The 22,645-nt window shown below is 50.3% G+C and carries 21 protein-coding genes; 20 read left to right on the top strand and 1 reads right to left on the bottom strand.

From position 1 onward, the window contains the following. Nucleotides 1-256 precede the first annotated feature (256 nt). The 20 genes from M1P90_RS05945 to M1P90_RS05850 all read left to right on the top strand — a co-directional run bounded on the left by M1P90_RS05945 (nucleotide 257) and on the right by M1P90_RS05850 (nucleotide 20,637). The gene (locus tag M1P90_RS05945) at nucleotides 257-763 is read left to right on the top strand and encodes a hypothetical protein (RefSeq protein WP_483701729.1); all 507 of its coding nucleotides are present in this window, start codon (nucleotides 257-259) and stop codon (nucleotides 761-763) included. Between the two features lie 773 nt (nucleotides 764-1,536). After that, nucleotides 1,537-2,604, top strand: coding sequence for a hypothetical protein (locus tag M1P90_RS05940; RefSeq protein ID WP_483701728.1), 1,068 nt, complete (start codon nucleotides 1,537-1,539; stop codon nucleotides 2,602-2,604). Between the two features lie 219 nt (nucleotides 2,605-2,823). Beyond that, the gene (locus tag M1P90_RS05935) at nucleotides 2,824-3,390 is read left to right on the top strand and encodes a hypothetical protein (protein ID WP_483701727.1); all 567 of its coding nucleotides are present in this window, start codon (nucleotides 2,824-2,826) and stop codon (nucleotides 3,388-3,390) included. 1,820 nt (nucleotides 3,391-5,210) lie between these two features. Next, nucleotides 5,211-5,699 carry a DUF4279 domain-containing protein gene (locus tag M1P90_RS05930; RefSeq protein WP_483701726.1) on the top strand — a complete coding sequence of 163 codons (489 nt, stop codon included), beginning with the start codon at nucleotides 5,211-5,213 and terminating at the stop codon, nucleotides 5,697-5,699. Between the two features lie 532 nt (nucleotides 5,700-6,231). Then, a complete protein-coding gene (locus M1P90_RS05925; protein ID WP_483701725.1) occupies nucleotides 6,232-6,675 on the top strand; it encodes a hypothetical protein in 444 nt (147 codons plus the stop codon). Between the two features lie 245 nt (nucleotides 6,676-6,920). Next, complete coding sequence (locus M1P90_RS05920) at nucleotides 6,921-7,523, top strand: hypothetical protein (RefSeq protein WP_483701724.1); 603 nt, start codon at nucleotides 6,921-6,923, stop codon at nucleotides 7,521-7,523. Between the two features lie 716 nt (nucleotides 7,524-8,239). Further along, nucleotides 8,240-9,265 carry a hypothetical protein gene (locus tag M1P90_RS05915; protein WP_483701723.1) on the top strand — a complete coding sequence of 342 codons (1,026 nt, stop codon included), beginning with the start codon at nucleotides 8,240-8,242 and terminating at the stop codon, nucleotides 9,263-9,265. A 215-nt stretch (nucleotides 9,266-9,480) separates the two neighbouring features. After that, the gene (locus M1P90_RS05910; RefSeq protein WP_483701722.1) at nucleotides 9,481-10,083 is read left to right on the top strand and encodes a hypothetical protein; all 603 of its coding nucleotides are present in this window, start codon (nucleotides 9,481-9,483) and stop codon (nucleotides 10,081-10,083) included. A gap of 796 nt (nucleotides 10,084-10,879) precedes the next feature. Next, nucleotides 10,880-11,203, top strand: a complete 324-nt coding sequence (locus M1P90_RS05905; RefSeq protein WP_483701721.1) for a type II toxin-antitoxin system RelE family toxin — start codon at nucleotides 10,880-10,882, stop codon at nucleotides 11,201-11,203. After that, nucleotides 11,169-11,414: a type II toxin-antitoxin system Phd/YefM family antitoxin gene (locus M1P90_RS05900; protein ID WP_483701720.1), complete on the top strand. Its 246-nt coding sequence runs from the start codon at nucleotides 11,169-11,171 to the stop codon at nucleotides 11,412-11,414. Before M1P90_RS05905 ends, M1P90_RS05900 begins: the two co-directional genes overlap by 35 nt. Before the next feature lie 1,268 nt (nucleotides 11,415-12,682). Further along, entirely contained in the window at nucleotides 12,683-13,717 is a 1,035-nt protein-coding gene (locus M1P90_RS05895) for a hypothetical protein (RefSeq protein ID WP_483701719.1), read from the top strand. A gap of 400 nt (nucleotides 13,718-14,117) precedes the next feature. Continuing rightward, on the top strand, nucleotides 14,118-14,351 hold the full coding sequence (locus M1P90_RS05890) for a hypothetical protein (protein ID WP_483701718.1): 234 nt from the start codon (nucleotides 14,118-14,120) through the stop codon (nucleotides 14,349-14,351). Between the two features lie 42 nt (nucleotides 14,352-14,393). After that, nucleotides 14,394-14,939 (top strand): hypothetical protein, encoded by a 546-nt coding sequence (locus tag M1P90_RS05885; RefSeq protein ID WP_483701717.1) that lies wholly within the window; start codon nucleotides 14,394-14,396, stop codon nucleotides 14,937-14,939. Nucleotides 14,940-16,235: 1,296 nt separating this feature from the next. After that, nucleotides 16,236-16,475, top strand: coding sequence for a type II toxin-antitoxin system Phd/YefM family antitoxin (locus tag M1P90_RS05880; RefSeq protein ID WP_483701716.1), 240 nt, complete (start codon nucleotides 16,236-16,238; stop codon nucleotides 16,473-16,475). Further along, a complete protein-coding gene (locus M1P90_RS05875; protein WP_483701715.1) occupies nucleotides 16,472-16,858 on the top strand; it encodes a type II toxin-antitoxin system VapC family toxin in 387 nt (128 codons plus the stop codon). The genes M1P90_RS05880 and M1P90_RS05875 overlap by 4 nt, the downstream gene beginning before the upstream one ends. A 178-nt stretch (nucleotides 16,859-17,036) precedes the next feature. After that, nucleotides 17,037-17,288: a DUF7660 family protein gene (locus tag M1P90_RS05870; protein WP_483701714.1), complete on the top strand. Its 252-nt coding sequence runs from the start codon at nucleotides 17,037-17,039 to the stop codon at nucleotides 17,286-17,288. Nucleotides 17,289-17,306: 18 nt separating this feature from the next. Then, nucleotides 17,307-17,672, top strand: a complete 366-nt coding sequence (locus tag M1P90_RS05865; protein WP_483701713.1) for a response regulator — start codon at nucleotides 17,307-17,309, stop codon at nucleotides 17,670-17,672. Between the two features lie 576 nt (nucleotides 17,673-18,248). Further along, on the top strand, nucleotides 18,249-18,497 hold the full coding sequence (locus M1P90_RS05860; RefSeq protein ID WP_483701712.1) for a hypothetical protein: 249 nt from the start codon (nucleotides 18,249-18,251) through the stop codon (nucleotides 18,495-18,497). A 237-nt stretch (nucleotides 18,498-18,734) separates the two neighbouring features. Continuing rightward, entirely contained in the window at nucleotides 18,735-19,442 is a 708-nt protein-coding gene (locus M1P90_RS05855) for a metallophosphoesterase family protein (RefSeq protein ID WP_483701711.1), read from the top strand. Nucleotides 19,443-19,683: 241 nt separating this feature from the next. Then, the gene (locus M1P90_RS05850) at nucleotides 19,684-20,637 is read left to right on the top strand and encodes a hypothetical protein (protein WP_483701710.1); all 954 of its coding nucleotides are present in this window, start codon (nucleotides 19,684-19,686) and stop codon (nucleotides 20,635-20,637) included. Nucleotides 20,638-22,172: 1,535 nt separating this feature from the next. Here the strand turns inward: M1P90_RS05850 and M1P90_RS05845 are convergent. Further along, nucleotides 22,173-22,532: a hypothetical protein gene (locus tag M1P90_RS05845; protein ID WP_483701709.1), complete on the bottom strand. Its 360-nt coding sequence runs from the start codon at nucleotides 22,530-22,532 to the stop codon at nucleotides 22,173-22,175. Nucleotides 22,533-22,645: the final 113 nt, after the last annotated feature.

Raw genomic sequence — 22,645 nt, 5'->3', positions numbered from 1 at the left:
TTTTCCGCGTGTATTAGACCTAAACCTCTACGCTACCAGCCGTCCAACACGGCGTTGCAGTTGACCGCTTCGCGCGCGAGATCGGTGCTTTTTAAGAAAGTTCATACCTGCGCTCGCGGCAACTGAACGCCAAGCCGTTGGGCCGGCCCTCCGCTCGTCTCCTCGTGAAATGTCGTCACTTTTTGGCTTCCTTAACGTATATACTATAGTTCTTACTTGCTCGCTCTCGTCCGACAGTTCCTCCCGAGGTTTCGCCGTGGACTACCAAGTTGCTTACACAGTCGCCCAACAGTCATTCGATTGGCAACCCATCGCCATCGGGATAGTTTTCAGTGTGGTAGGAATTCTCGTGATTGCTGCCGCACGTTCTGTCAGCCGGATTACCCGACGATCGCTTACCTATGTCCGCGTCTTTGGCGCGTTCTTTCTTACTTTTGCACTGCTTTGGACGACTGTCCTCGGCGCCTTCCTCAACCATACTTATACGCGCTATCCTGAACTCTTACGTACCGGCCAATATCAAACAGTGGAAGGTGTCGTGCGGGATTTCACGCCAATGCCATATGAGGGTCACGCCCTCGAAACCTTTACCGTGAACGGCGTTCCGTTTGCCTATTCTGACTATGTCCTGACTGGCACGTTCAATACAACACAGTCTCACGGTGGGCCGATTACAGCCGGCCGGCAAGTCAAAATCTACTACGTCGCCGAAGGATCGGTGGCACCAGATAACCGAATTCTTTGGATTGGCATCAAGCAGTAGTATACGGCTAACCCGAGACATGCCTACGAGTCGTGCCGGCCCAACAAGGCGTTGCAGTCCGACCCGCGCCGTCCGGCGCTCTACGAGATCGGGCGTATTTTGACAGTCAGATTCGATCCACCGATGCCGATAGCGGCGCGGGCGGCTGAACGCCGAGCGTTGGGCGAGTCTTAGGCGCGAAGTTCCCTCGATCTTGAATATCACTTTCTGTCTTTTTGGCAGAAGATCGCCCTGCCGCTACGAAGGAGCAAATCGAGCGTAGGATGAAGGCCCGTTGTGCCGCGTGGTTCCAGTCAACGCCTTCTCAACCCCACGTGGTATGAGCGCCCGTTGTGCTGAGGTGGTTCCGGTCAACGTTTCGCGCATTTCAAGGTGGTACAAACGCCCGTTATGCCGCGTGGTTCCGTTTCGTGTTTGCTCAACCCTGCGTGGTGCGAAGGCCCGTTGTGCTGACGTGGTTCCGGGCAGTGTGGTTCCGCCAAGCGCAGTTGCTCGTGTCGCATCAACGTCGGCGTCTCATGCTTCCATTCGGCTGTTTATCAAAGCTCACGCCCAACACGCGCTTGCAGCGGACGCCGCTTCGCGTCGAGCGAGATCGTGCGTTTTTCAGCGCCAGTTTCTGCTACAATGTGCTTGCCATTTACTGGGGTGGCGCCGCTAAAGCGCAATCCGTTGGGCCGCTCAATAAAGTCTCATCTTGTGAAATACGGCGCAATCTTTTCGTTGTATAATCAGTTTCATGGAAAGTCTGTCTGTTGAGGAGAATTGGTCGAGTGGATATTGAGGAACAGCAGCACATTGAGACCCTTCTCAAACAGCATCAACGCCGTCTTCGGTTACTTGAACAACGAGCCGCCACATTTGGAAATAATGCACCTGCTGAGTTGATCATTGAAATAGAGGATCTCCAGATCATTGTTGACAAACTTCAGACGCGATTACATGCTGCGGAACAAAATTCGCAACCTTCACCAGAAATACAGAGGCAATCAGTAGAGCCAATAAGGAGAGATTTAAAGAATAGCCAGTCGAAAGCTATTCCCATTATAATTGCGCTTATTGGTGCAATCGCTACGATTGCAGCCGCTTGGATCAGTAGCAGAAGTCAGCAAAACGGCTCATTAGCATCTCCAACTGTTAGTACAATGGTTTCTCCAATTGCCAGTGGTGCGAGTACTACACCATCGTTTCAACCTACTCTTACTTTGCCTGTAATAGCTACTACACCGATACTTGTAGCTACAATTACTCCTGCTCCTGCAACGCTAGCAACCGCAATAGCTCAGCGAATTGAACAGACGGTAGCTCCGTTTTTCAAAAATGCTCAGGTAAGTTCTGGACCTACAGATGGAGAATTAGTACATGACACGAAACGTAGTGGTTTAAATGTAAATGGTGGTTTGTTCAAGCTCAGAGACTTTATTGCCGAAGTGCGTTTCTACAATCCTTTTGATGCAGTTACAACCAAGCAATTATGGGATTATGGTATAGTTTTCCGAGGAAGTGATGATAATCATAAAGATTACCGCATTATAATTCGTGCCGATAAAACTTGGTCACTCATCATCAATGATAATTCTAAGCCTGGCACGAGTTATAGTGTAGAAGGAGGAGGAACAATAAAATATATGGATACATCGGTTGGCGGTTTTAATGATCTACGGCTGATAGTAAAAGATGAAAAAGGTTATCTATTTGTCAATAGCAAATATGTGGCAACTCTCAATGTATCAAGCCAATTAAACTCGGGCCCGGTTCTTATAGCAACAAGCATATACGGTGGAAGCACTATAGATGGTAAATCGACGCGATTCAAAGATTTTACCGTCTACTCATTATAGATACGAATATTGTCGCATTTCAGAATTGATTTTTCTGTGCCCTAATGCACCAAAGCCCCATTTTAAAGCGGCCCAACACGGCGTTGCAGTTGACCGCTTCGCGCACGAGATCGGTGCTTTTTAAAAAGTTTGTGTCTGCGCTCGCGGCAACTGAACGCCAACCCGTTGGGCGCCGAGCACAACTACTAGTGCGGTAATGTATTATTACGCCGAGGTTGTATGCAAGATTTTATAGCGAGTCGTAAACAGCAACGCACTCCTCTAACGATATCTATCATACTATTTTTGCTTATTTTTGGAATCCTCACAATCATTCCATATTTGCGGCGTGAATTCTATCAGCACTTGGCACATCAATCTCTCCAGTATATCCCACTACCCCCTGGTGTATGGATGTTACCAGAAGGAGGCGAAATCCTTCATTCTTACGGTTGCGGCCCTGAGGATATTGTTACTGAAACCAGTGTGTATAGCTCTAAATTATCTGTAGACCAAATAATGAGCTTTTATGACCAGCATCTCAACGATTTCTCCTCATGGAATGTGACTTCACGTGGCGGAAATGGCTTATCGGCGCAAATGGAAAGTAACTCCCGTGTCACTGTAAGCATTTTCATTCCTGATTGGGTGGTTACCAGCGACGTATTAAACGATAATACGAAAAGACAACCAAATGAATTGGCATTGATCCATGCTCTATCGCGCGGCGAAGAGCCATTTTCAATAACATTATATCAAAGCTATGCACCTCTATTATTCATCGCTTGCCCAGAAGACCATGACTGACTAAACAATTCTCGTCTCAGATCAACAAATAATAATTAATTCTTTTCGAAAATGCGCCCAACACGCGCTTGCAGCGGACGCCGCTTCGCGTCGAGCGAGATCGTGCCTTTTTCAGCGCCAGTTTCTGCTACAATGTGATTGCCATGTATCGGTGGCGGCGTCGCTGAAGCGCAACCCGTTGGGCGCATCTCGTTTCTTAGGTTGTCTTGATCTCACAGGTCGTTTTCTGTCTTCTCGGCAGAAGAACGCAGTGAAACTCCGAAGGAACGAATCGAGCGTGGGATGAATGCTCGTTGTGCCGTGTGGTTCCGTGTTGCGCTGTCTCAACCCCGCGTGGTACAAGCGCCCGCGTTGTACTGATTGTGGTTCCGTTCAACGTTTGCCGCAAAGGAGCGTGGTACGAAGGCTCGTGGTGCTGAATGTGGTCCTGTTCCAAGTTGTCTCAACCCTGCGTGGTACGAACGCTCGTGGTGCTGAATGTGGTTCAAGTCAGCGTGGTTCCGCAGAGCGCAGTTGCTCGTGTCGCATCAACGTCGGCGTCTCATGCTTCCATTCGGCTGTTTATCAAAGCTCACGCCCAACACGCGCTTGCAGCGGACGCCGCTTCGCGTCGAGCGAGATCGTGCGTTTTTCAGCGCCAGTGTCTGCTACAATGTGACAGCAATCAATCGGTGGCGGCGCCGCTAAAGCGCAACCCGTTGGGCGTCTCTCGGTTTGCAGGTTGTCTTGATCTCACAGGTCGCTTGCTGTCTTTTCGGCAGAAGAATGCAGTGCAACTACGAAGCAACGAATCGAACGTGGGATCAAGCCCGTTGTGCCGCGTGATACCGTCAACGCTTTCTCAACCCTGCCTAGTACAAGTGCTCGTTGTGCTGACGTGGTTCTGTTCAATGCCTGGTACATACCAGCGTGATTCGAATGCTCGTTATGCCACGTGGTTCCAGGTTGCGTGATCTCAACCCTGCGTGGTGCGAGCGCCCGTTGTGCTGAATGTGGTTCCGGTCAGCGTGGTTCCGCCGAGCGCAGCTGCTCATATCGCTTCAACGCTGGTGGCTCATGCTTCAGTTTGGCTTTCTATCAGTGCTCACGCCCAACACGCGCTTGCAGCGGACGCCGCTTCGCGTCGAGCAAGATCGTGCCTTTTTCAGCGCTAGTTTCTGCTACAATGTGGCAGCCATCAATCAATGGCGGCGCCGCTAAAGCGCAACCCGTTGGGCGCGTCTCGTTTCGCAGGTTGTCTTGATCTCGCGGGTCGCTTTCTGTCTTTTTGGCAGAAGAACGCAGTGCAACTCCGAAGGAGCGAATCGAGCGTGGGATGAGCGCCCGTTGTGCCGCGTGATTCCGTCAGCGTTTTCTCAACCCTGCGTGGTGCGAGTGCTCGTGGTGCTGATTGTGATTCCGTTCAACGTTTAACCAAAGCAACGTGGTACGAAGGCTCGTGGTGCTGAATGTGATTCCAGTCAACGCGTTCTCAACCCTGCGCGGCGCGAGCGCCCGTTGTGCTGAATGTCGTTCCGGTCAACGTGATTCCGCCGAGCGCAGTTGCACATGTCGCGTCAACGCCGGCGGCTCATGCTTCCATTCGGCTGTTTATCAAACCTCACGCCCAACACGCGCTTGCAGCGGACGCCGCTTCGCGTCGAGCGAGATCGGTGTTATTTTCCGTATCGGTATCTGCTGCAATGACAGTGCCATCGATTGGTGGCGGCGCCGCTAAAGCGCAACCCGTTGGGTCGCACTCTGGTGTGGCTCATAAAACAAGTCCAACTACGCTCACTCCTGGAGCCGAAAGATAGCCTTACAACTGTGCTGAGATATGTATGTCTGATTCGTATGACGACGATTACGGCACCTGTAAAGAAACCTCAGCTGCCTTTCGCATTATGCATCCCTCGCTTGACCCTGTCGTGATTTCACACAAGCTGAAGCTTACTCCCTCCTGGTCTTGGAGCAAGGGGACGCCACGGGGCTCTCGCCAAATTCCAACCCGTAGTGGTATTTGGGGCTTTGACACCGATGGTATTCTCACCTCTCGCGATTTACGGCGGCATCTGGATTGGCTTCTCGATCACCTTGAACCAAACGCGGCAACACTCGCAACCTTGAAAGCCGAAGGATATCAGATGGATGTATTTTGTTTGTGGTGCCGAGACGGCGGGACAGGTGGGCCAATGCTCTCACCGCATAATATGGCGCGCTTGGCAGCACTTGATTTGACTATTGGCTTCGAGTTCTGGTCGGTTGATGAAGACGATGATGAGGACGAAGTGCAGGAACAAGAGCATCCATCAAAATCAAATAGTCCATAACATGTTCGACGCTCAGCCTTGTGGCTTTCTCAAACAAACGGCTTACAAATCGTGCAACCCAACACGCGCTTGCAGCGGACGCCGCTTCGCGTCGAGCAAGATCGTGCCTTTTTCAGCGCCAGTATCTGCTACAATGTGATAGCTATTTATCGGTGGCGGCGCCGCTAAAGCGCAACCCGTTGGGCCGGCACCCGATCAGCCGCTTCCCGCAAAAAGGCCGTTTTGCGTGACTCGTGATTGACTCACCAGTTGAAGTTTCGACGCACGCGACTCACAATCCAGCGACCATTGGCGAAATAGACGAATCCAAGTCGTGATGGCTGTCGTTTCACCAATAGCACGAATCACTTGCGCAATAGGTGCTCTTGGCCGATAATAGGCGCAGGCGCTTCGTTCACTTTCATGTTGGGCCGCCTCTGATACTGGCGTTATCTCTATCTATACTGTTTTTGAATATATTTTGCGGCTGTATATAACTTGGCGCACCGCACAAGGGATTCTGCCTCTTACACTCAGGCACAAGAACATCACTATGCACACTATTCTGTCTTGCTACCGTCTTCGTATCACTTCGCTCTGGTTGTTAGTATTTGTTTGGACCATAGGAAGTTGCTCGCTTTTTTCTTCTCAATGGACAAATACTCAACACATCATCGACGCATTCCACAATAAGGGCATCCAATTTGACCATGTGACGAAGGAGGAGCAACCTGCTCTGACCAAGCTTCAAGCAACGTCCATCTCCTTTTCAATTGTCAATACGTCACAAAGTACGCCATCTGGCTCAATTATCGTCTTTGCCGATGAGCGGCAGGCGCATCTTTTTTCAGTGGCTGATAGCTATTACCGACAATATCCAGAGTCAACACGATACCGAGTGATACAAAACCGTAACGCAGTATTGCTTGTCAAAGAGGAAATTCCAATAGACGAAGCCAAGCCGATCTTGGAAGTGTTTCAAGCCATAGCGCCATAATTGACTTATCCAAACACGTTCCCTAGAGGCAGCCCAACACGCGCTTGCAGCGGACGCCGCTTCGCGTCGAGCGAGATCGTGCCTTTTTCAATGCCAGTTTCTGCTACAATGTGGTTGCCATCAATCAGTAGCGGCGCCGCTAAAGCGCAACCCGTTGGGTGGCGCATCAAAGCTGCACCGATTTATTGCTTGCTGTATAATTGATGTGTTGTTGCGTACTCGCTTGCATATGTTTTGGTAGTGTCATGAGCATCTCCATCGACGTCGACAGCATTGTGACGCCAAAAGACCGTCACACCTTCGGGCCACCAGACTACCAAGAATACCAATACGCTGAACTGCGCGCTCTCTGTCAAGCATTCGGATGGTCAGGCGTCCCGTGGCTAGAACCTTCACCGGTTCGCGGCGCAACCGACACCTCCTGCAGCAGTATTCGCTATTACCGGTTACTCGGCGTCGCACGAGCCTATGCACGCGGTACAGATTTCTGTGTGTATAATGAGGAAAATCCGCCAGCACTAACGCTCGATGAGGAGCTGATGTTTCCTCATCTGCTCATTCGAGCGACCTGGAGCAACTATTATCTACCGATCGATTTTGATCGTCCGCTACAGTTCGAGGGTGCATGGGGCGCAGTTTCGGCTGGCTCTGTGATACGTCTCCAAAGAGAACTCGTACAGCTCGGAGCCATCATTCCCAAAATTCATCGACGTGGAAGCACGGCCACGATTAATCAAGAGACATCACAAGAAGAAGTCATAACTGACGCTGGCAAGGTCTGCGACTTATTGCTCGCTGCAACGCGGGAGAGCATCCAATCGCAACTACCTTTGCTGTTACGTGGTTAATGGCTGCAAACTGAAGCATTTATCAACGCCACCCAACACGGCGTTCCAGTTGACCGCTTCGCGCGCAAGATCGCCCTTTTTTGATAGAAGTTTGAGCAGCGCGCTCGCGGCAACTGAACGCCAAACCGTTGGGCGCGTCTCGTTTCGCGGGTTATCTCGATCTCGAACAGCGCTCTTTATCTTTTTGGCACAAGAACCCAGTGCCGCCACGAAGGAACGAATCGAACGTGGGATGAGCGCCCGTTGTGCTGCGTGGTTCCGTTCAGCGTTTTCTCAACCCCGCGTGGTACGAGCGCCCGCGTTGTGCTGATTGTGGTTCCGTTCAACGTTTGCCGCAAAGGAGCGTGGTACGAAGGCTCGTGGTGCTGAGTGTGGTTCTATTCAACGTTTTCTCAACCCTGCGTGTTGCGAATGCTCGTTATGCTGGTGTGATTCCTAACAACGTGGTTCCGCAAAGCGCAGTTGCTCGTGTCGATGGAGCGTGGTTGGCACATGCTTCAGCTTGGCTGTTTATCAAAGCTCACGCCCAACACGCGCTTGCAGCGGACGCCGCTTCGCGTCGAGCGAGATCGTGCTTTTTCAGCGTCAGTTTCTGCTACAATGTGACAGCCATCAACCAATGGCGGCGCCGCTAAAGCGCAACCCGTTAGGCCACTCATCAATGAGCCTGTGATACAATAATAACCATTGTATATCCAATCTGTAACAGGGCATCTATGAATGACTTTCGTTCTAGAATCGATAATGTGATAAATATTGAGGAGCTGCGCACCTTATGTTTCGATCTCCATATCGATTATGACAACTTACGAGGAGCGTCAAAATCCGATAAGGTGCGTGAACTCATCCAATATTGTTCGCGTACTGGTCATATGTCTGAGCTTATAAGGCACCTTCAGATCATTCGACCAAATGAACCCTGGATTGATTTAGCACTCACATTTTCCCCTCTACCTATAACAAATCGACACACCCCGCTATATTGGGTTGGATTCGCAACGCTTTTCATTCTCCTCATCGCGATGGGGACATGGATCTTGCGAGACACCATAAGCCCTACACCATCTACACAAATTTCATCAACTACGATTCTGTACGGTAGTCAAACACCAAATAAAACATTGGTCAACCCTACATCGATTCATTCCATTAACACTTCTGAAGCTGTGACTGCAAATGTTAAAGAGCCAGAATTGAATAAGACACCAAAATACTCGGAGAGTAATGTAATATTCCCATATCGACATGGAGAATATGTCGGTTCAATCGACATACCTATCGACTTGAGCAACTTCACATTAGACTTTTCCTTTGATATTCCGAATGATCCATACTTCTATACAACTGTTCCAGTGATAAACTTCAGAGCAAATCAAGGCATATCCTATAGGTTGTATATCAATCAAAAGATAGGAACTTGGAGTTATTATCTTTCCACTTTGGGCGATACATCTAATCCTATATTAATCAAACCTCAGAATTGGAACAAAGAAATCGGATCATCTAACCACGTCAAGTTAGTAACTTATGATGAAAAAGGCTGTCTTTATTTCAATAACACGTTAGCAGGAACGCTTGATTTATCCAAATTGGCCCAGAAAGGCTCTGTAGTATTAAGTTTGGACGCCAACTACAATCGAACATCTGCGTCTATTGCAGATACTAGTCGTTATGAGCTCAATTTCAAGGAGATCATAGTATATGAGAATTTTAGCTTACAGCCTTGTGAAAACAGCCAATGACTCTTGTGGCCTAACACGGCGTTGCAGTTGACCGCTTCGCGCGCAAGATCGCCCTTTTTTGATGGAAGCCTGGGCAGCGCGCTCGCGGCAACTGAACGCCAACCCGTTGGGCGTCTATTCATCAAATACTTTTCAAAGTATAATCCGGCAGGTCCCCTTTTTCTGCGTATCAATCTTCTCTTCATTATGTCGCCTTTTCGTAATGGGTTATAAAAGTGCGACAAGGCTACACGACGAGTTTTCGTAAAAACAGCCAGTCTTATCTCATTACCGATTTTATCTTTTCTCCGCCGTTTCAATCAATCATGTCATGGTCAAACGAGTCGAGCGATCGCCAGATAAAAGTCAGTGCATCCTCACGCACTCTGGGAAATCGTGTGATGGATCCAATCACCCATGTTCTGATAACATGCATCTGCATCGACACGAAGCCAAGCACCATTCTTGGTGGTTTAGTTGCAGATGCGCCTTTCTATTGTGCCTATCCTCCTTGGCTATTCGTCACCAAGCAACTCGGCCCTGCTCTCGCTACAAACACATGGCCCGAGCCACCTGCATGGATGAAAACGGCACACCATATCTTTCATAGCTTTCCAGTTCTCGGGCTATTGGCGCTTCTCCATCATATCATTTGGAAACGGTGGTCCTCGGCAAGCCTTTTCGCGTGGTGTTTACACGTCCTGATTGATTTGCCAACTCATTCTCGTCGCCAATGGGCACCGCAATTTCTTTGGCCGTTATCAGACGTGACGATTGATGGAGTGTCGTGGGCTGAATTACTCTTTGCCAAAGTCGCCACTGCGAAAGGGAAACAGTGAGGACAACGGGGAAAACAAACGACAGAATAGACGCCCAACACGCGCTTGCAGCGGACGCCGCTTCGCGTCGAGCGAGATCGTGCGTTTTTCAGCGCCAGTTTCTGCTACAATGTCAGTGCCATGTATCGGTGGCGGCGCCGCTAAAGCGCAACCCGTTGGGCGCGTCTCGTTTCTGAAGTTGTCTCGATCACGAACGACGGTTTATGTCGCTTCGGCACAAGAACGCCCTGCAGCCGCGAAGAACCGAATCGAGCGTGGGATGAAGGCTCGTTGTGCCGCGTGATTCCAGTCAGCTTTTTCTCAACCCCGCGTGGTACGAGCGCCCGTTGTACTGAACGTGGTTCCGTTCAACTCTTGGCACATTTCAACGTGATACGAACGCGCGTGGTGCTGAGTGTGATTCCGGTCAGTGCTTTCTCAACCCTGCGTGGTACGAAGGCTCGTTATGCTGAAGTGGTTCCAGTCAACGTGATTCCGCCGAGCGCAGTTGCTCGTATCAAGTCAACGTGGTCGGCGTATGCCTCAGCCCGGCTGTCTATCAAAGCTCGCGCCCAACACGCGCTTGCAGCGGACGCCGCTTCGCGTCGAGCGAGATCGTGCGTTTTTCAGTGCCGGTTTCTGCTACAATGTCGTTGCCATCTATCGGTGGCGGCGCCGCTAAAGCGCAACCCGTTGGGCCCTTACCACATCCATAGCCTCTCCACTCCTTTCCTTCTCTCAAACCTGCTCTTGCAATTTTCCCAGAATCTAGCTATACTCTAGCCAGATTTGACCACGCTGTCAGGATATTGTTTCTATGTCCTATGAAATCATTCTTGCGCCTGAAGCCGTCGAAGATCTTCAGTACTTGAAGCCGAATGTTCGTGCAACCGTTCGTGATGCCCTCGAACGTTTCCTTCGTCATCAACCAACCAAAATCAGCAAAAGCCGTATCAAGCGCCTTCGCGGATTAGCACGTCCCCAATACCGATTACGCGTCGATGAAGTACGGATATTTTACGATGTTCGCGACACTGCGGTTGAGGTTCTTGCTATTATCGACAAACCCGACGCTGCTGCTTGGCTCGAGCGAGAAGGAGTACCTGATGAAACAGATCCCACTCTCGGAAGTGAAGAATGATCTTTCCAAATATCTTCGTCTTGCCGAAGAAGAAGCGATCGTGATCACGCGCCATGGAAAACCAGCTGGTATTCTGATCGGCTTCGAGTCAGAGGATGAGTGGTTTGAGTATCGTCTAGAGCATGACCCGCGTTTTCTCAACCGGGTCGAAGCAGCGCGTGCAAGCCTCCAAGCAAAACGTGGTATTCGATTAGAAGATCTGCCAGAATGATGCTGAGGCACTCACGTACAAACGCTGCTCAATCGGCGGGCCCAACACGGCGTTGCAGTTGACCGCTTCGCGCGCGAGATCGGTATTTTTTAAGAGGTTTATACCTGCGCTCGCGGCAACTGAACGCCAACCCGTTGGGCGTGTCTCGTTTCTCACGTTGTCTCGTTCTCGCAGGTCGCTTTCTGTCTTTTCGGCAGAAGAACGTCGTGCAGCCACGAAGGAACGAATCGAACGTGGGATGAAGGCTCGTTGTGCCGCGTGATTCCAGTCAGTATTTTCTCAACCCTGCGTGGTGCAAAAGCCCGTGGTGCTGGCGTGGTTCCGGTCAGCGTTTGGCGCATTTGTACGTGGTATAAACGCCCGTTATGCCGCGTGGTTCCCTTCAGCGTTTTCGCAACCCTGCGTGATGCGAAAGCTCGTTGTGCTGAAGTGGTTCCGGTCAGCGTGATTCCGCCAAGCGCAGGTGCTCGTGTCGATGGAGCGTGATTGGCGTATGCCTCAGCTTGGCTGTCTATCGAAGTTCACGCCCAACACGCGCTTGCAGCGGACGCCGCTTCGCGTCGTGCGAGATCGTGCGTTTTTCAGCGCCAGTGTCTGCTACAATGGTGCAGCCATCAATCCGTGGCGGCGCCGCTAAAGCGCAACCCGTTGGGCGCGTCTCGTTTCGCAGGTTGTCTTGATCTCGCGGGTCGCTTTCTGTCTTTTTGGCAGAAGAACGCAGTGCAACTCCGAAGGAGCGAATCGAGCGTGGGATGAGCGCCCGCTGTGCCGCGTGATACAGTCAACGTTTTCTCAACCCCGCGTGGTGCGAACGCTCGTTGTGCTGAAGTGATTCCAGCCAAAGTTTGGCGCGCTTCACGGTGATACAAAAGCCCGTTGTGCCGCGTGGTTCTGTGTCGCGCTTCCCCAACCCCGCGTGGTACGCAGGCTCGTTGTGCTGAATGTGATTCCGGGCAACGTGATTCCGCCGAGCGCAGCTGCTCATATCGCTTCAGTGTGGTCGTTTCATGCTTCAGCTTGGCTGTCTATCAAGGCTCACGCCCAACACGCGCTTGCAGCGGACGCCGCTTCGCGTCGAGCGAGATCGTGCCTTTTTCAGCGCTGGTATCTGCTACAATGTGGTTGCTATCAATCGGGGCGGCGCCGCTAAAGCGCAACCCGTTAGCCCATAAAATCGGCACAGAATAAATGTTCTGATTGCGAGCACATATAGTTCCATGATATAGTCTACACTGTTAAAATAAATCAGATAATAATAGGCAATATGTATGAGCAATCTCGAAGAGAATTCTAACGACAGGTTCGAACAACTATGTATTAATTGCGACACGTCAAATCGTTCTCGGGCCAATTATTGCCGCGCGTGCGGTCATCTACTTAAAGTGATCAATGAAGATTTAGTATTTGCTGTAAAAACTTCTAATAAATCAGAAACTGCGCATGCACCGGACCGGGTAAATAGCGATGAGATATTCCATCTGAAAAAGATGGAAGAAACATATTTAAAACGTCTTCGGATATTGGAGCAAAAGGCTGCACGTGAAGGTTACAATGTCGCACCAGAAACACTTACAGAAATAGATGATATCAGAACTAGCGCGGAAAATATCACCAAAAAACTTAATTTACACAATGAAAGTAATGAATATAAATCAGAAACTGTAAACTTGCAATTCGATATAAATCATGACCATAAGATAATCACTGCTCCTCTGCAAAATATAGTTCGTTTGCGTGTTGCGCTAACCTTATCAGTGCGCCCCAATACTATAGAAATCATAGAGGTCACAAGTAGTAAAATATCGATGCGAGTTGCAGCGCCAATGTCTTCAATGCTCAATTATTTCGACCCAGAAAATGAAAAATCATCAAACAAGAGTACAATTGTCAGAAATATTGATATTAATCATATTCAATTAGTAAACATCCGTAATTCTTTCGTTATGATCAGAAGAAATAATGATGAAATAAAACTATTTGATATGAGAAAATCAAAGTTATTATTCGAGAACTATAACTATCAAGATCATGATAGCATATTAATAAATAACGAGTACTTTCCTTTTATCACAATTAGAAGCATCAATATAAGCAATCAAAAAGAATACGCCGCGTTAAGAATAAGGTTTATAAATGACTTAACCACAGATAAGCTTATTGCACCGAACACTCACGTCTTTGTTTCTCCTAGAAAGGCAAATAGCGTTCATAGACTTTTTGCACTTCAAGTTTATGACATTGATTACTTGGAATTTTATTGGAGTGAACGAGCTTTGCAAATTGGACGATCATCAATCATTTAAAGTTCTATATATTAGAGATCATCACGATTTAAATTCGCAAATGTCGTCTGGCTCTTTGGGACGCCACAAAAGGCATTAGCACAAGTGTTTGTCAGATAGGCAGTTTAAGGCTCTCTAATGCCATTTTATACTTAAATCGTGATAATCTCTATTTGCCTAAACTTTCGTTCTGCCAATCTACCTATACTAATTCCAAACATTGAGATTAAACACTAGCTGGGCTAACACGCGCTTGCAGCGGACGCCGCTTCGCGTCGAGCGAGATCGTGCGTTTTTTAGCGCCAGTGTCTGCTACAATGGTGCAGCCATCAATCGGTGGCGGCGCCGCTAAAGCGCAACCCGTTGGGCCGCGGCAAGCAGCACCAATCCTTGCTACACTGCTCTTTAGGAGATTAGCCCTTTGAAATCGATTCCTCAAGTCATTTTCATTAATGGTTTTGGTGGGCGCGACAATGCAGCTTCATTTCATGTATCTTTGAATAAATTCTTTAAGCGTTTTAGTCTTCGCTTTGATCTACGCTCATTTGCTTGGGATAGCCTGCCTCCAACACCGCAAGTATTAGTTGCGAATTTTTTTGCAGTCACAGCAGGCTGCCAAACAAGCAGGTCAAGAACTTTGTACTTTGGTCAATGAGTTAGAAAATCAGGGGTTTTCTATCATCTAATCGGGTTCAGCTTGGGAGCAGAAGTCATACGCCAAGCTCTATCCCACCAACACGCAGCCCTCCCCAATTTACGCAGTGTCTATTTACTTGGTGCAGCCTTCAACCATAACGTCACAATCAACACCGATTGTATTCCGCCTGATGCACGCTGTAATAACTACTATTCCCCTCGACAAGACGTTGTGTTGAATACATCTTTCTACAACGTTACTGGTGTTCCTGCTGCTGGATGCTTGGGTCTCAGCCAAGACAAGCGTTTCACAAATTTCGCAACCCACTGCTCCCATATTCTCGCCTACGATTACACCATATTAGCAGAAGCTTTGGGTTTTTTGCTTGCCTGGGATGACCAGCAGTATATTCCGGGTTCGATAGCTCCAAATATTATTGCTTCTACACTCGGAGGTGAGAAACAATGGAACAACATTTGCCTTCACAAAGGCCTACTCATCCAGCAAAATATGCATACAAAGCATTATCGTGCGATCGAGAATAGCGGACACCATAGAAGGAAAGCGTGGGGCAACAATCTTCATGCCATATTTCGCTCAATTTAGTTAATCAAGAACCAAAGCCGCGCCCAACACGCGCTTGCAGCGGACGCCGCTTCGCGTCGAGCAAGATCGTGCGTTTTTCAGCGTCAGTATCTGCTACAATGTGGTTGCTATCAATCGGGGCGGCGCCGCTAAAGCGCAACCCGTTGGGCGAGTCTTCGGCGAAACGTGTCCCGACCACAACCTGCACTTTCTGGTGCTTCGCCAAAAGAATGCAGTGCAACTACGAAGGAACGAATCGAACGTGGGATGAACGCTCGTTGTGCCGCGTGATACCGTCAACGCTGTCTCAACCCTGCGTGGTACGAGTGCTCGTTGTGCTGACGTGATTCTGTTTAACGCTTGGTACACACCAGCGTGATTCGAATGCTCGTTATGCCACGTGGTTCCGGGTCGCGTGATCTCAACCCTGCGTGGTGCGAGCGCCCGTTGTGCTGAATGTGGTTCCGGTCAGCGTAGTTCAGCCGAGCGCAGCTGCTCGTATCAGTTCAAGGTGGTCGGTTCATGCTTCAGCTTGGCGTTCTATCAGTGCTCTCGCCCAACACGCGCTTGCAGCGGACGCCGCTTCGCGTCGAGCGAGATCGGGGTTATTTTCCGCGTCGGTATCTGCTACAATGTGACAGCCATCTATCAGTGGCGGCGCCGCTAAAGCGCAACTCGTTGGGCGCGTCTCGGTTCGCAGTTGGCCTTGATCTCGCAGGTCGCTTTCTGTCTTTTCGGCAGAAGAACGCAGTGCAACTCCGAAGGAACGAATCGAGCGTGGGATGAGCGCCCGTTGTGCCGCGTGATACCATCAGCGTTTTCTCAACCCCGCGTGGTACGAGCGCCCGCGTTGTGCTGATAGTGGTTCCGGGCAGCGCTTTCGCAACCCGGCGTGGTACAAAAGCCCGTTGTGCCGCGTGGTTCTGTGTCGCGCTTCCCCAACCCCGCGTGGTGCGCAGGCTCGTTGTGCTGAATGTGGTTCCGGTCAACGTGATTCCGCCAAGCGCAGCTGCTCATATCGCTTCAGTGTGGTCGTTTCATGCTTCAACTCGGCGGTTTATCAAAGCTCTCGCCCAACACGCGCTTGCAGCGGACGCCGCTTCGCGTCGAGCAAGATCGTGCGTTTTTCAGCGCTAGTTTCTGCTACAATGTGGCAGCCATCAATCGGTGGCGGCACCGCTAAAGCGCAACCCGTTGGGTGGCAACCAATTTCCTCGCACTGGGAAAAGCTCGTCCTCTAGGGCTTTCCCTCCACATGCATTTGCCTTTACATCATTCCAATACTCGGCTACAATTCCCTCCAAACTCAGGAGGCGAATGATGACCACAAAAACAATTGAACTCCAAGAAGCGCAACAGCATTTGCTTGAACTCGTTGCCCAAGTCGCGGCCGGGACTGAAATCATCCTTACCGACGGACAAACTCCGCGTGCTCGACTTGTGCCCTTTGCAAACACTCCGAAACGACGTGTCGCCGGTTTGCATGTTGGGAGCATCTCTGTCAGTCCTGATTTTGATACACCGCTATCAGACGAGTTTTGGACGGGCACAGCATGAAACTGTTGCTGGATACTCATACGTTCATCTGGTGGGATAGCGAGCCCACCCGATTATCAGAAACGGCGTTGGCTCTTTGCAACGATTCGGCCAATGAGCTGCTTCTGAGCGTGACGAGTTTGTGGGAAATGCAGATCAAGCGCCAGCTTGGTAAACTGAGTCTTCGCTTACCATTACAGGATATCGTGGCTCATCAGCAAGCCACAAACGGCGTTATCCTTTTACCAATCACCGAGGAGCATATTTACCGGCTCGACGGCTTACCATCTCCTCACAAAGATCCATTTGACCGCCTGCTTGTTGCGCAAGCAAGTAGTGAAGGTGCAGTACTCGTTAGCACCGACCCGATCTTTGGCTCGTATCCGGTAGAGGTTATTTGGTAAGCACTGCCACGATGAGCCACCCAACACGGCGTTGCAGTTGACCGCTTCGCGCGCGAGATCGTCGTTTTTAAGAGGTTTATACAGCGCTCGCGGCAACTGAACGCCAACCCGTTGGGCCGCCACCCGTCCAAGCTCACTGCCATTCTATTGCTGGTAAAATCTCACGGAGAGAATCGGTATGCATCTCATTGATCGCGTGGCACAGGTAAATGATCAATCTTCTTTTATCGCCTTTGTCCGTGCCTTGCAAGCAGATCGCGCCAACCCGGTCACACGCGACGAATGGCAAAATGACACGATAGAGGACTATTTAGAGGCCGCGATAGCTTGGGCGGAGGCCGCGCCAATGCAACTCCATTCATCATCTGATATAGGAGCCATTTGGCGTGCTTGTGCACAGTTTCTCTATTGCGGCAAGATCTATGAGTAGCACGATACGGAAACAGTTATGTCACTCCTTGTCCATTTTTGTGACCAGCCTGATTATAAACTTCTGGTTGAGTACTTTATCCGTGATAGCACGAATGACGCAGTTCAAGTCGAGACGATTACAACAGCAAATCCTGAAGTTGCGATTGCGCATTACCAGAGCACTGTGGCCATTTCGATTGTGGTCGTTGAATATCCTCTCGATGTAATCGCTACAATTGAGCAACTACGTGCACATCCAAACTTTCGTGACGCCATCATACTCATTATTACTGGAAGGCCACAACAGTACCAAGAACTCAATAGTCCTACGTTAATGATTGGCGACAAGATAGACCATCTACGAATGCTCAACGCTGCTCCCAACAACCAGAGTTTAGAATAACCGTCTATATCCAAAACAACTTCCAAAAAGGCAGCCCAACACGGCGTTGCAGTTGACCGCTTCGCGCGCAAGATCGCCCGTTTTTAATGAAAGCCTGAGTAGCGCGCTCGCGGCAACTGAACGCCAACCCGTTCGGCGGCTATCTACCACACGCCTCAGCAAATCCTATCATCCTATGGTGCCATTTTTAACACATAGACCAAAACCAAAGGTGTATTAACGGCGAACCTGAATGGAGCCGACATGAGTCATGTAGAACACCTGTGTGTCCGTTGTGGTAAGCCCGTCACTCGCTTTTACGAAGATTACACGGTCTTTGAACGAATGCACTGGCTCTGTTTTCATCTTGAGTTTGAGCACGATGGAGATCCAGATGAACCCTGTAATGACCCTTCTTGCCCCTGGTGGCATATCGACGTCTATAAACGTAAGCTCCAAGAATTAGGACAGGATCCACAACGAGTTTTGAATGACGCGATTGATCAACGATGGAACTTATAACGCTTCCAGTACTCGCTATATATAAGCCAAAGCTGCCTTGTAGTGCAGGTGCTATCGCTCCTCGGAGTAACAGATATGACCACCAGCGACCAAATCACCAGCAATTACCTCTACGATCTTGGAATGCTCCTGAAAGAGCGGGCTGTTGAGGCCAAAGCAGAAAAATACATTCAGGAGAACGAGCTAGATCGCGCATATCATACAGGTTATCTTATGGCTATGCATGATGTTATCGGGATAATGCAACACCAAGCCGACGCCTTTGGAATGCTCAGAACAGCATTATGTCTTGACGATATCGAACCAGATAAAGACTTGTTGTAAGGCTGTCTCCAAGGCAATGGAATTGTCAAGGCTGCCGCCGAACACGCGCTTGCAGCGGACGCCGCTTCGCGTCGAGCGAGATCGTGCCTTTTTCAGCGTCGGTATCTGCTACAATGTGGCTGCCATTCATCGGGGCGGCGCCGCTAAAGCGCAACCCGTTGGGCGTCTCTCCATCCACACAACTGCTTCATGATCCGCGAGTCTTTTTGAGACAAATACGTCAGCAGGAGCATCGCCGTGCGTTTCGCGCTCTTTTCTGATATCCACGGCAATTATACGGGCCTTACGGCTGTCCTCAATGCTCTTTCCGCATTGGGCGGAGCTGATCTTTTAATTGCCGCTGGCGATCACGTGACGGGCGAGTCTGGCGGTGATGATCTGATCGAACTTCTCCTTGAGCACCACGTTCATCTCATCCGTGGTGATAGCGATACGCCCGACAAATTCAGTCGTCTGGCCGAGCAAGCTCGTCTGCATCCTGGACAGACACGAAACTCGCTTGCCTATTATCAAGGAATTGTCGATTGGTTCGAGAATTCGCTTTCCAAAAGCACACGTAATATGCTGGCAGCGTTGCCGTTCGAATTGACTTTCGATGTTGCTCCCGAACAACGGTTGTATGTTTGCCACGCGTCACCGCGTGCAATTGACGATCCAATCTGTGCGGCGGGAACGCCTGCTGACACAGTGCGACACGCGTATGGCAGCGTCGATGCCAGCATTTATGCGTTCGGACATGCACACACATCCTACACTCGCTGGCTTGATGGACGGCTCTACATGAATGTTGCGAGCGTTGGATTTCGGCACGATGGGCTGAGTCATTTCACCGTGCTCACCTATCGCGATGGGCATTGGCTCAGCGAGCAACACGCAGTACCATATGACACAGAGGCAGAAGCAAAACGAGTTCTCCAGCGTGGCGTCCCACGGCCAGATCCGTAATGCATGGCAGCCAACAGCGAAGACGCCCAACACGCGCTTGCAGCGGACGCCGCTTCGCGTCGAGCGAGATCGCGCGTTTTTCAGCGTCAGTTTCTGCTACAATGTGGCTGCCATCTACCAGTGGCGCCGCCGCTAAAGCGCAACCCGTTCGGCGGCTTCCATTCGCGCTTTCCCTATCTGTAGCTAGCTTATGGTAAAATGATCGCTCTATTGGCCTGGTCTGAAATAGCCAGATACACCGATGGATACAGCAAATACTATCCTCCAGAAATTAGAACAATTTAAAGATGTGTTGTTGAGACGCGCTACGGGCAATGCTGAGCCGGACGACATCGACACATATACAACCTTGCGCCGAGAGATTGTCGCCCAGAACCATCTTCTGCCTTTACTCCCAAGCTTTGTGCAAGACCACCGTACACTGAACGAATTTTGGGGATTTATTAAAAACCAGTTTGCCTCGTATCAGGAGCGACGAGAATATTTACGGACACAATTCGACCCAATATTTCGTGTGCTAGAGAAAGAATCACTATCTACACATGAACCAAACGACCTGTTTAAACAACAGTTCCCTGCAGGACTACCTTTTGGTCTCAAAAAGCCAAGCGTCGCCATTCTTCCAAGCAAACGTAATCAGACTATTCGTTTCGAGGAGGAGCCAGGTATAGGCGTGTTAAGAGAAAAAGTTTACCCAAGCCTTACCCATAATAAAGCGCAAACCTTAATAGCTCACCAGTCAGTCGCACAACCAACGCTTGGCACATCTTTACTCCAATTGATACAAACAGCATCCGAACAAGCTTTTTTTCTGCACTATGCAAACATGTTTAATATGCTTAATGAAAATGTACCTTTGCTCATTCCCCAAGCCTGGATTCAGTGGCATTCAAAGACTAAGCAAGATTTGCGCTCACAGTCATCTGGCTATGCTGACGATCTGTACCGCGTTGACTTTGTTGTATTTTGGAAGCAGAAGCGTTTTGCGCTGCTCCTTGATGATATCGGTCATTACGCACGGAAGATAAGTAGTGATTGGATTGCCAATGAGGAGCGATATTCGCAAAGGCTTAAGGAAGACAGAAAACTTAGGAAAGAGGGATGGGATGTCTTCCGTATTAGCAATTGGGAGATGAGGGATGATACCTTGATTAACGATATTCTTAATGATTTACGCGAGTTTATTGACTTTTGAACACAATACGCTGAGCCAGAGGCCGCCGAACACGGCATTGCAGTTGACCGCTTCGCGCGCGAGATCGTTGCTTTTTGAATGTCGTTCTATGCAGCGCTCGCGGCAACTGAATGCCAACCCGTTGGGCGGGTCTCGTTTCGCAGGTTATCTCGATCTCGCAGGTCGCTTGCTGTCTTTTCGGCATAAAAAAGCAGTGCTGCTCGAAAGACCGAATCGAGCGTGGAATGAACGCCCGTTGTGCCGCGTGATTCCAGTCAGCGTTTGCTCAACCCCGCGTGGTACGAGCGCCCGTTGTACTGAACGTGGTTCCGTTCAACGCTTGGCACATTTCAACGTGATACGAACGCGCGTGGTGCTGAGTGTGATTCCGGTCAGTGCTTTCGCAACCCGGCGTGGCACAAAAGCTCGTTGTGCTGAAGTGGTTCCGGTCAGCGTGATTCCGCCAAGCGCAGTTGCTCGTGTCGATGGAGCGTGATTGGCGTCTGCCTCAGTTTGGCTGTCTATCGAGGCTCACGCCCAACACGCGCTTGCAGCGGACGCCGCTTCGCGTCGTGCGAGATCGGGCGTTTTTCAGCGTCAGTATCTGCTACAATGGTGTTGCCATTTATCGGGGCGGCGCCGCTAAAGCACAACCCGTTGGGCGCGTCTCGTTTCTCACGCTGTCTCGTTCTCGCAGGCTGCTTGCTGTCTTTTCGGCAGAAGAATGCTCTGCTGCCACGAAGAACCGAATCGAGCATGGGATGAACGCCCGTTGTGCCACGTGATTCCAGTCAACGCCTTCTCAACCCCACGTGGTATGAGCGCCCGTTGTGCTGGCGTGGTTCCGGTCAGCGTTTGGCGCATTTGTACGTGGTACGAACGCTCGTTGTGCCGCGTGGTTCCGTTCAAAGTTTTCACAACCCTGCGTGGAATGAAGGCTCGTTGTGCTGAATGTGGTTCCGGTCAACGTGATTCCGCCGAGCGTAGTTGCTCGTGTCGCATCAACGTCGGCGTCTCATGCTTCCATTCGGCTTTCTATCGAAGTTCACGCCCAACACGCGCTTGCAGCGGACGCCGCTTCGCGTCGAGCAAGATCGTGCCTTTTTCAGCGCTAGTTTCTGCTACAATGTGGCAGCCATCAATCAATGGCGGCGCCGCTAAAGCGCAACCCGTTGGGCGAACGCTATCCTGATCACATTTTTGAGTCCAGTCCATCGCCTCATCATTTCTGTTTCAAGTCGCCTGCCTTTCTTTTGCACTGAGCATATACCTCCATAGGTATGTTTTTGCCTTGCCGGTTTCGCTCGTCAGCCTCGTGTGCACCTTGCTCATCACTTCCTGACCATCCCCATTTTTGCTCTGCTTCCCCGCTCTTTCACCAGTTTCGTTTGATGCCTCAGACGCGCCTCGCAACGCTTTTTGGCAGGTGCAAATTCCTTTTCGGCAGGTGCATTATTCGAATTTGCAGGTGCAAATTCCTTTTCGGCAGATGCATTATTCGAATTTGCAGGTGCAAATTCCTTCTCGTCTTGGGCACACAACAGATCTTCGCGCACTCACCGTATGAGCGGATACGTTGTTCGGTCGCGAACCGCGCGGCGCGCAAAACGAACGGTCGCTTCCAGAAATCTCGTGCTGCGCGCCACGCGGAACGCTCCCGCTGTCAGCAGATCAACGCCGTTCGCGTGCGCAGGCGCAATGAAGCGGGCACAAGCACCGCTGCGAGCACTCGCCTGCCTTGCGCCCGCCTCGTTGCGCAGCCATAAACCAAACGCAGCAGCAAATGAAACGTGGTATGATTGCGGCAGCAACACCGTGGTCGGCAAACAAGCGCGTTCGCCCAACACGGCGTTGCAGTTGACCGCTTCGCGCACGAGATCAGTGTTTTTAAGAGGCTCATACAGCGCTCGCGGCAACTGAACGCCAACCCGTTGGGCGTCTTTCGTTTCTCAGGTTGTCTTGATCTCGAAGATCGCTTTCTGTCTTTTCGGCAAAAGAACGCAGTGCAACTCCGAAGGAACGAATTGAC

This window comes from Kouleothrix sp. 19917, assembly GCF_057073505.1.
The sequence above is the reverse complement of the archived record's forward strand: the minus strand, read 5'-3'. Positions and strand labels throughout refer to the sequence as shown.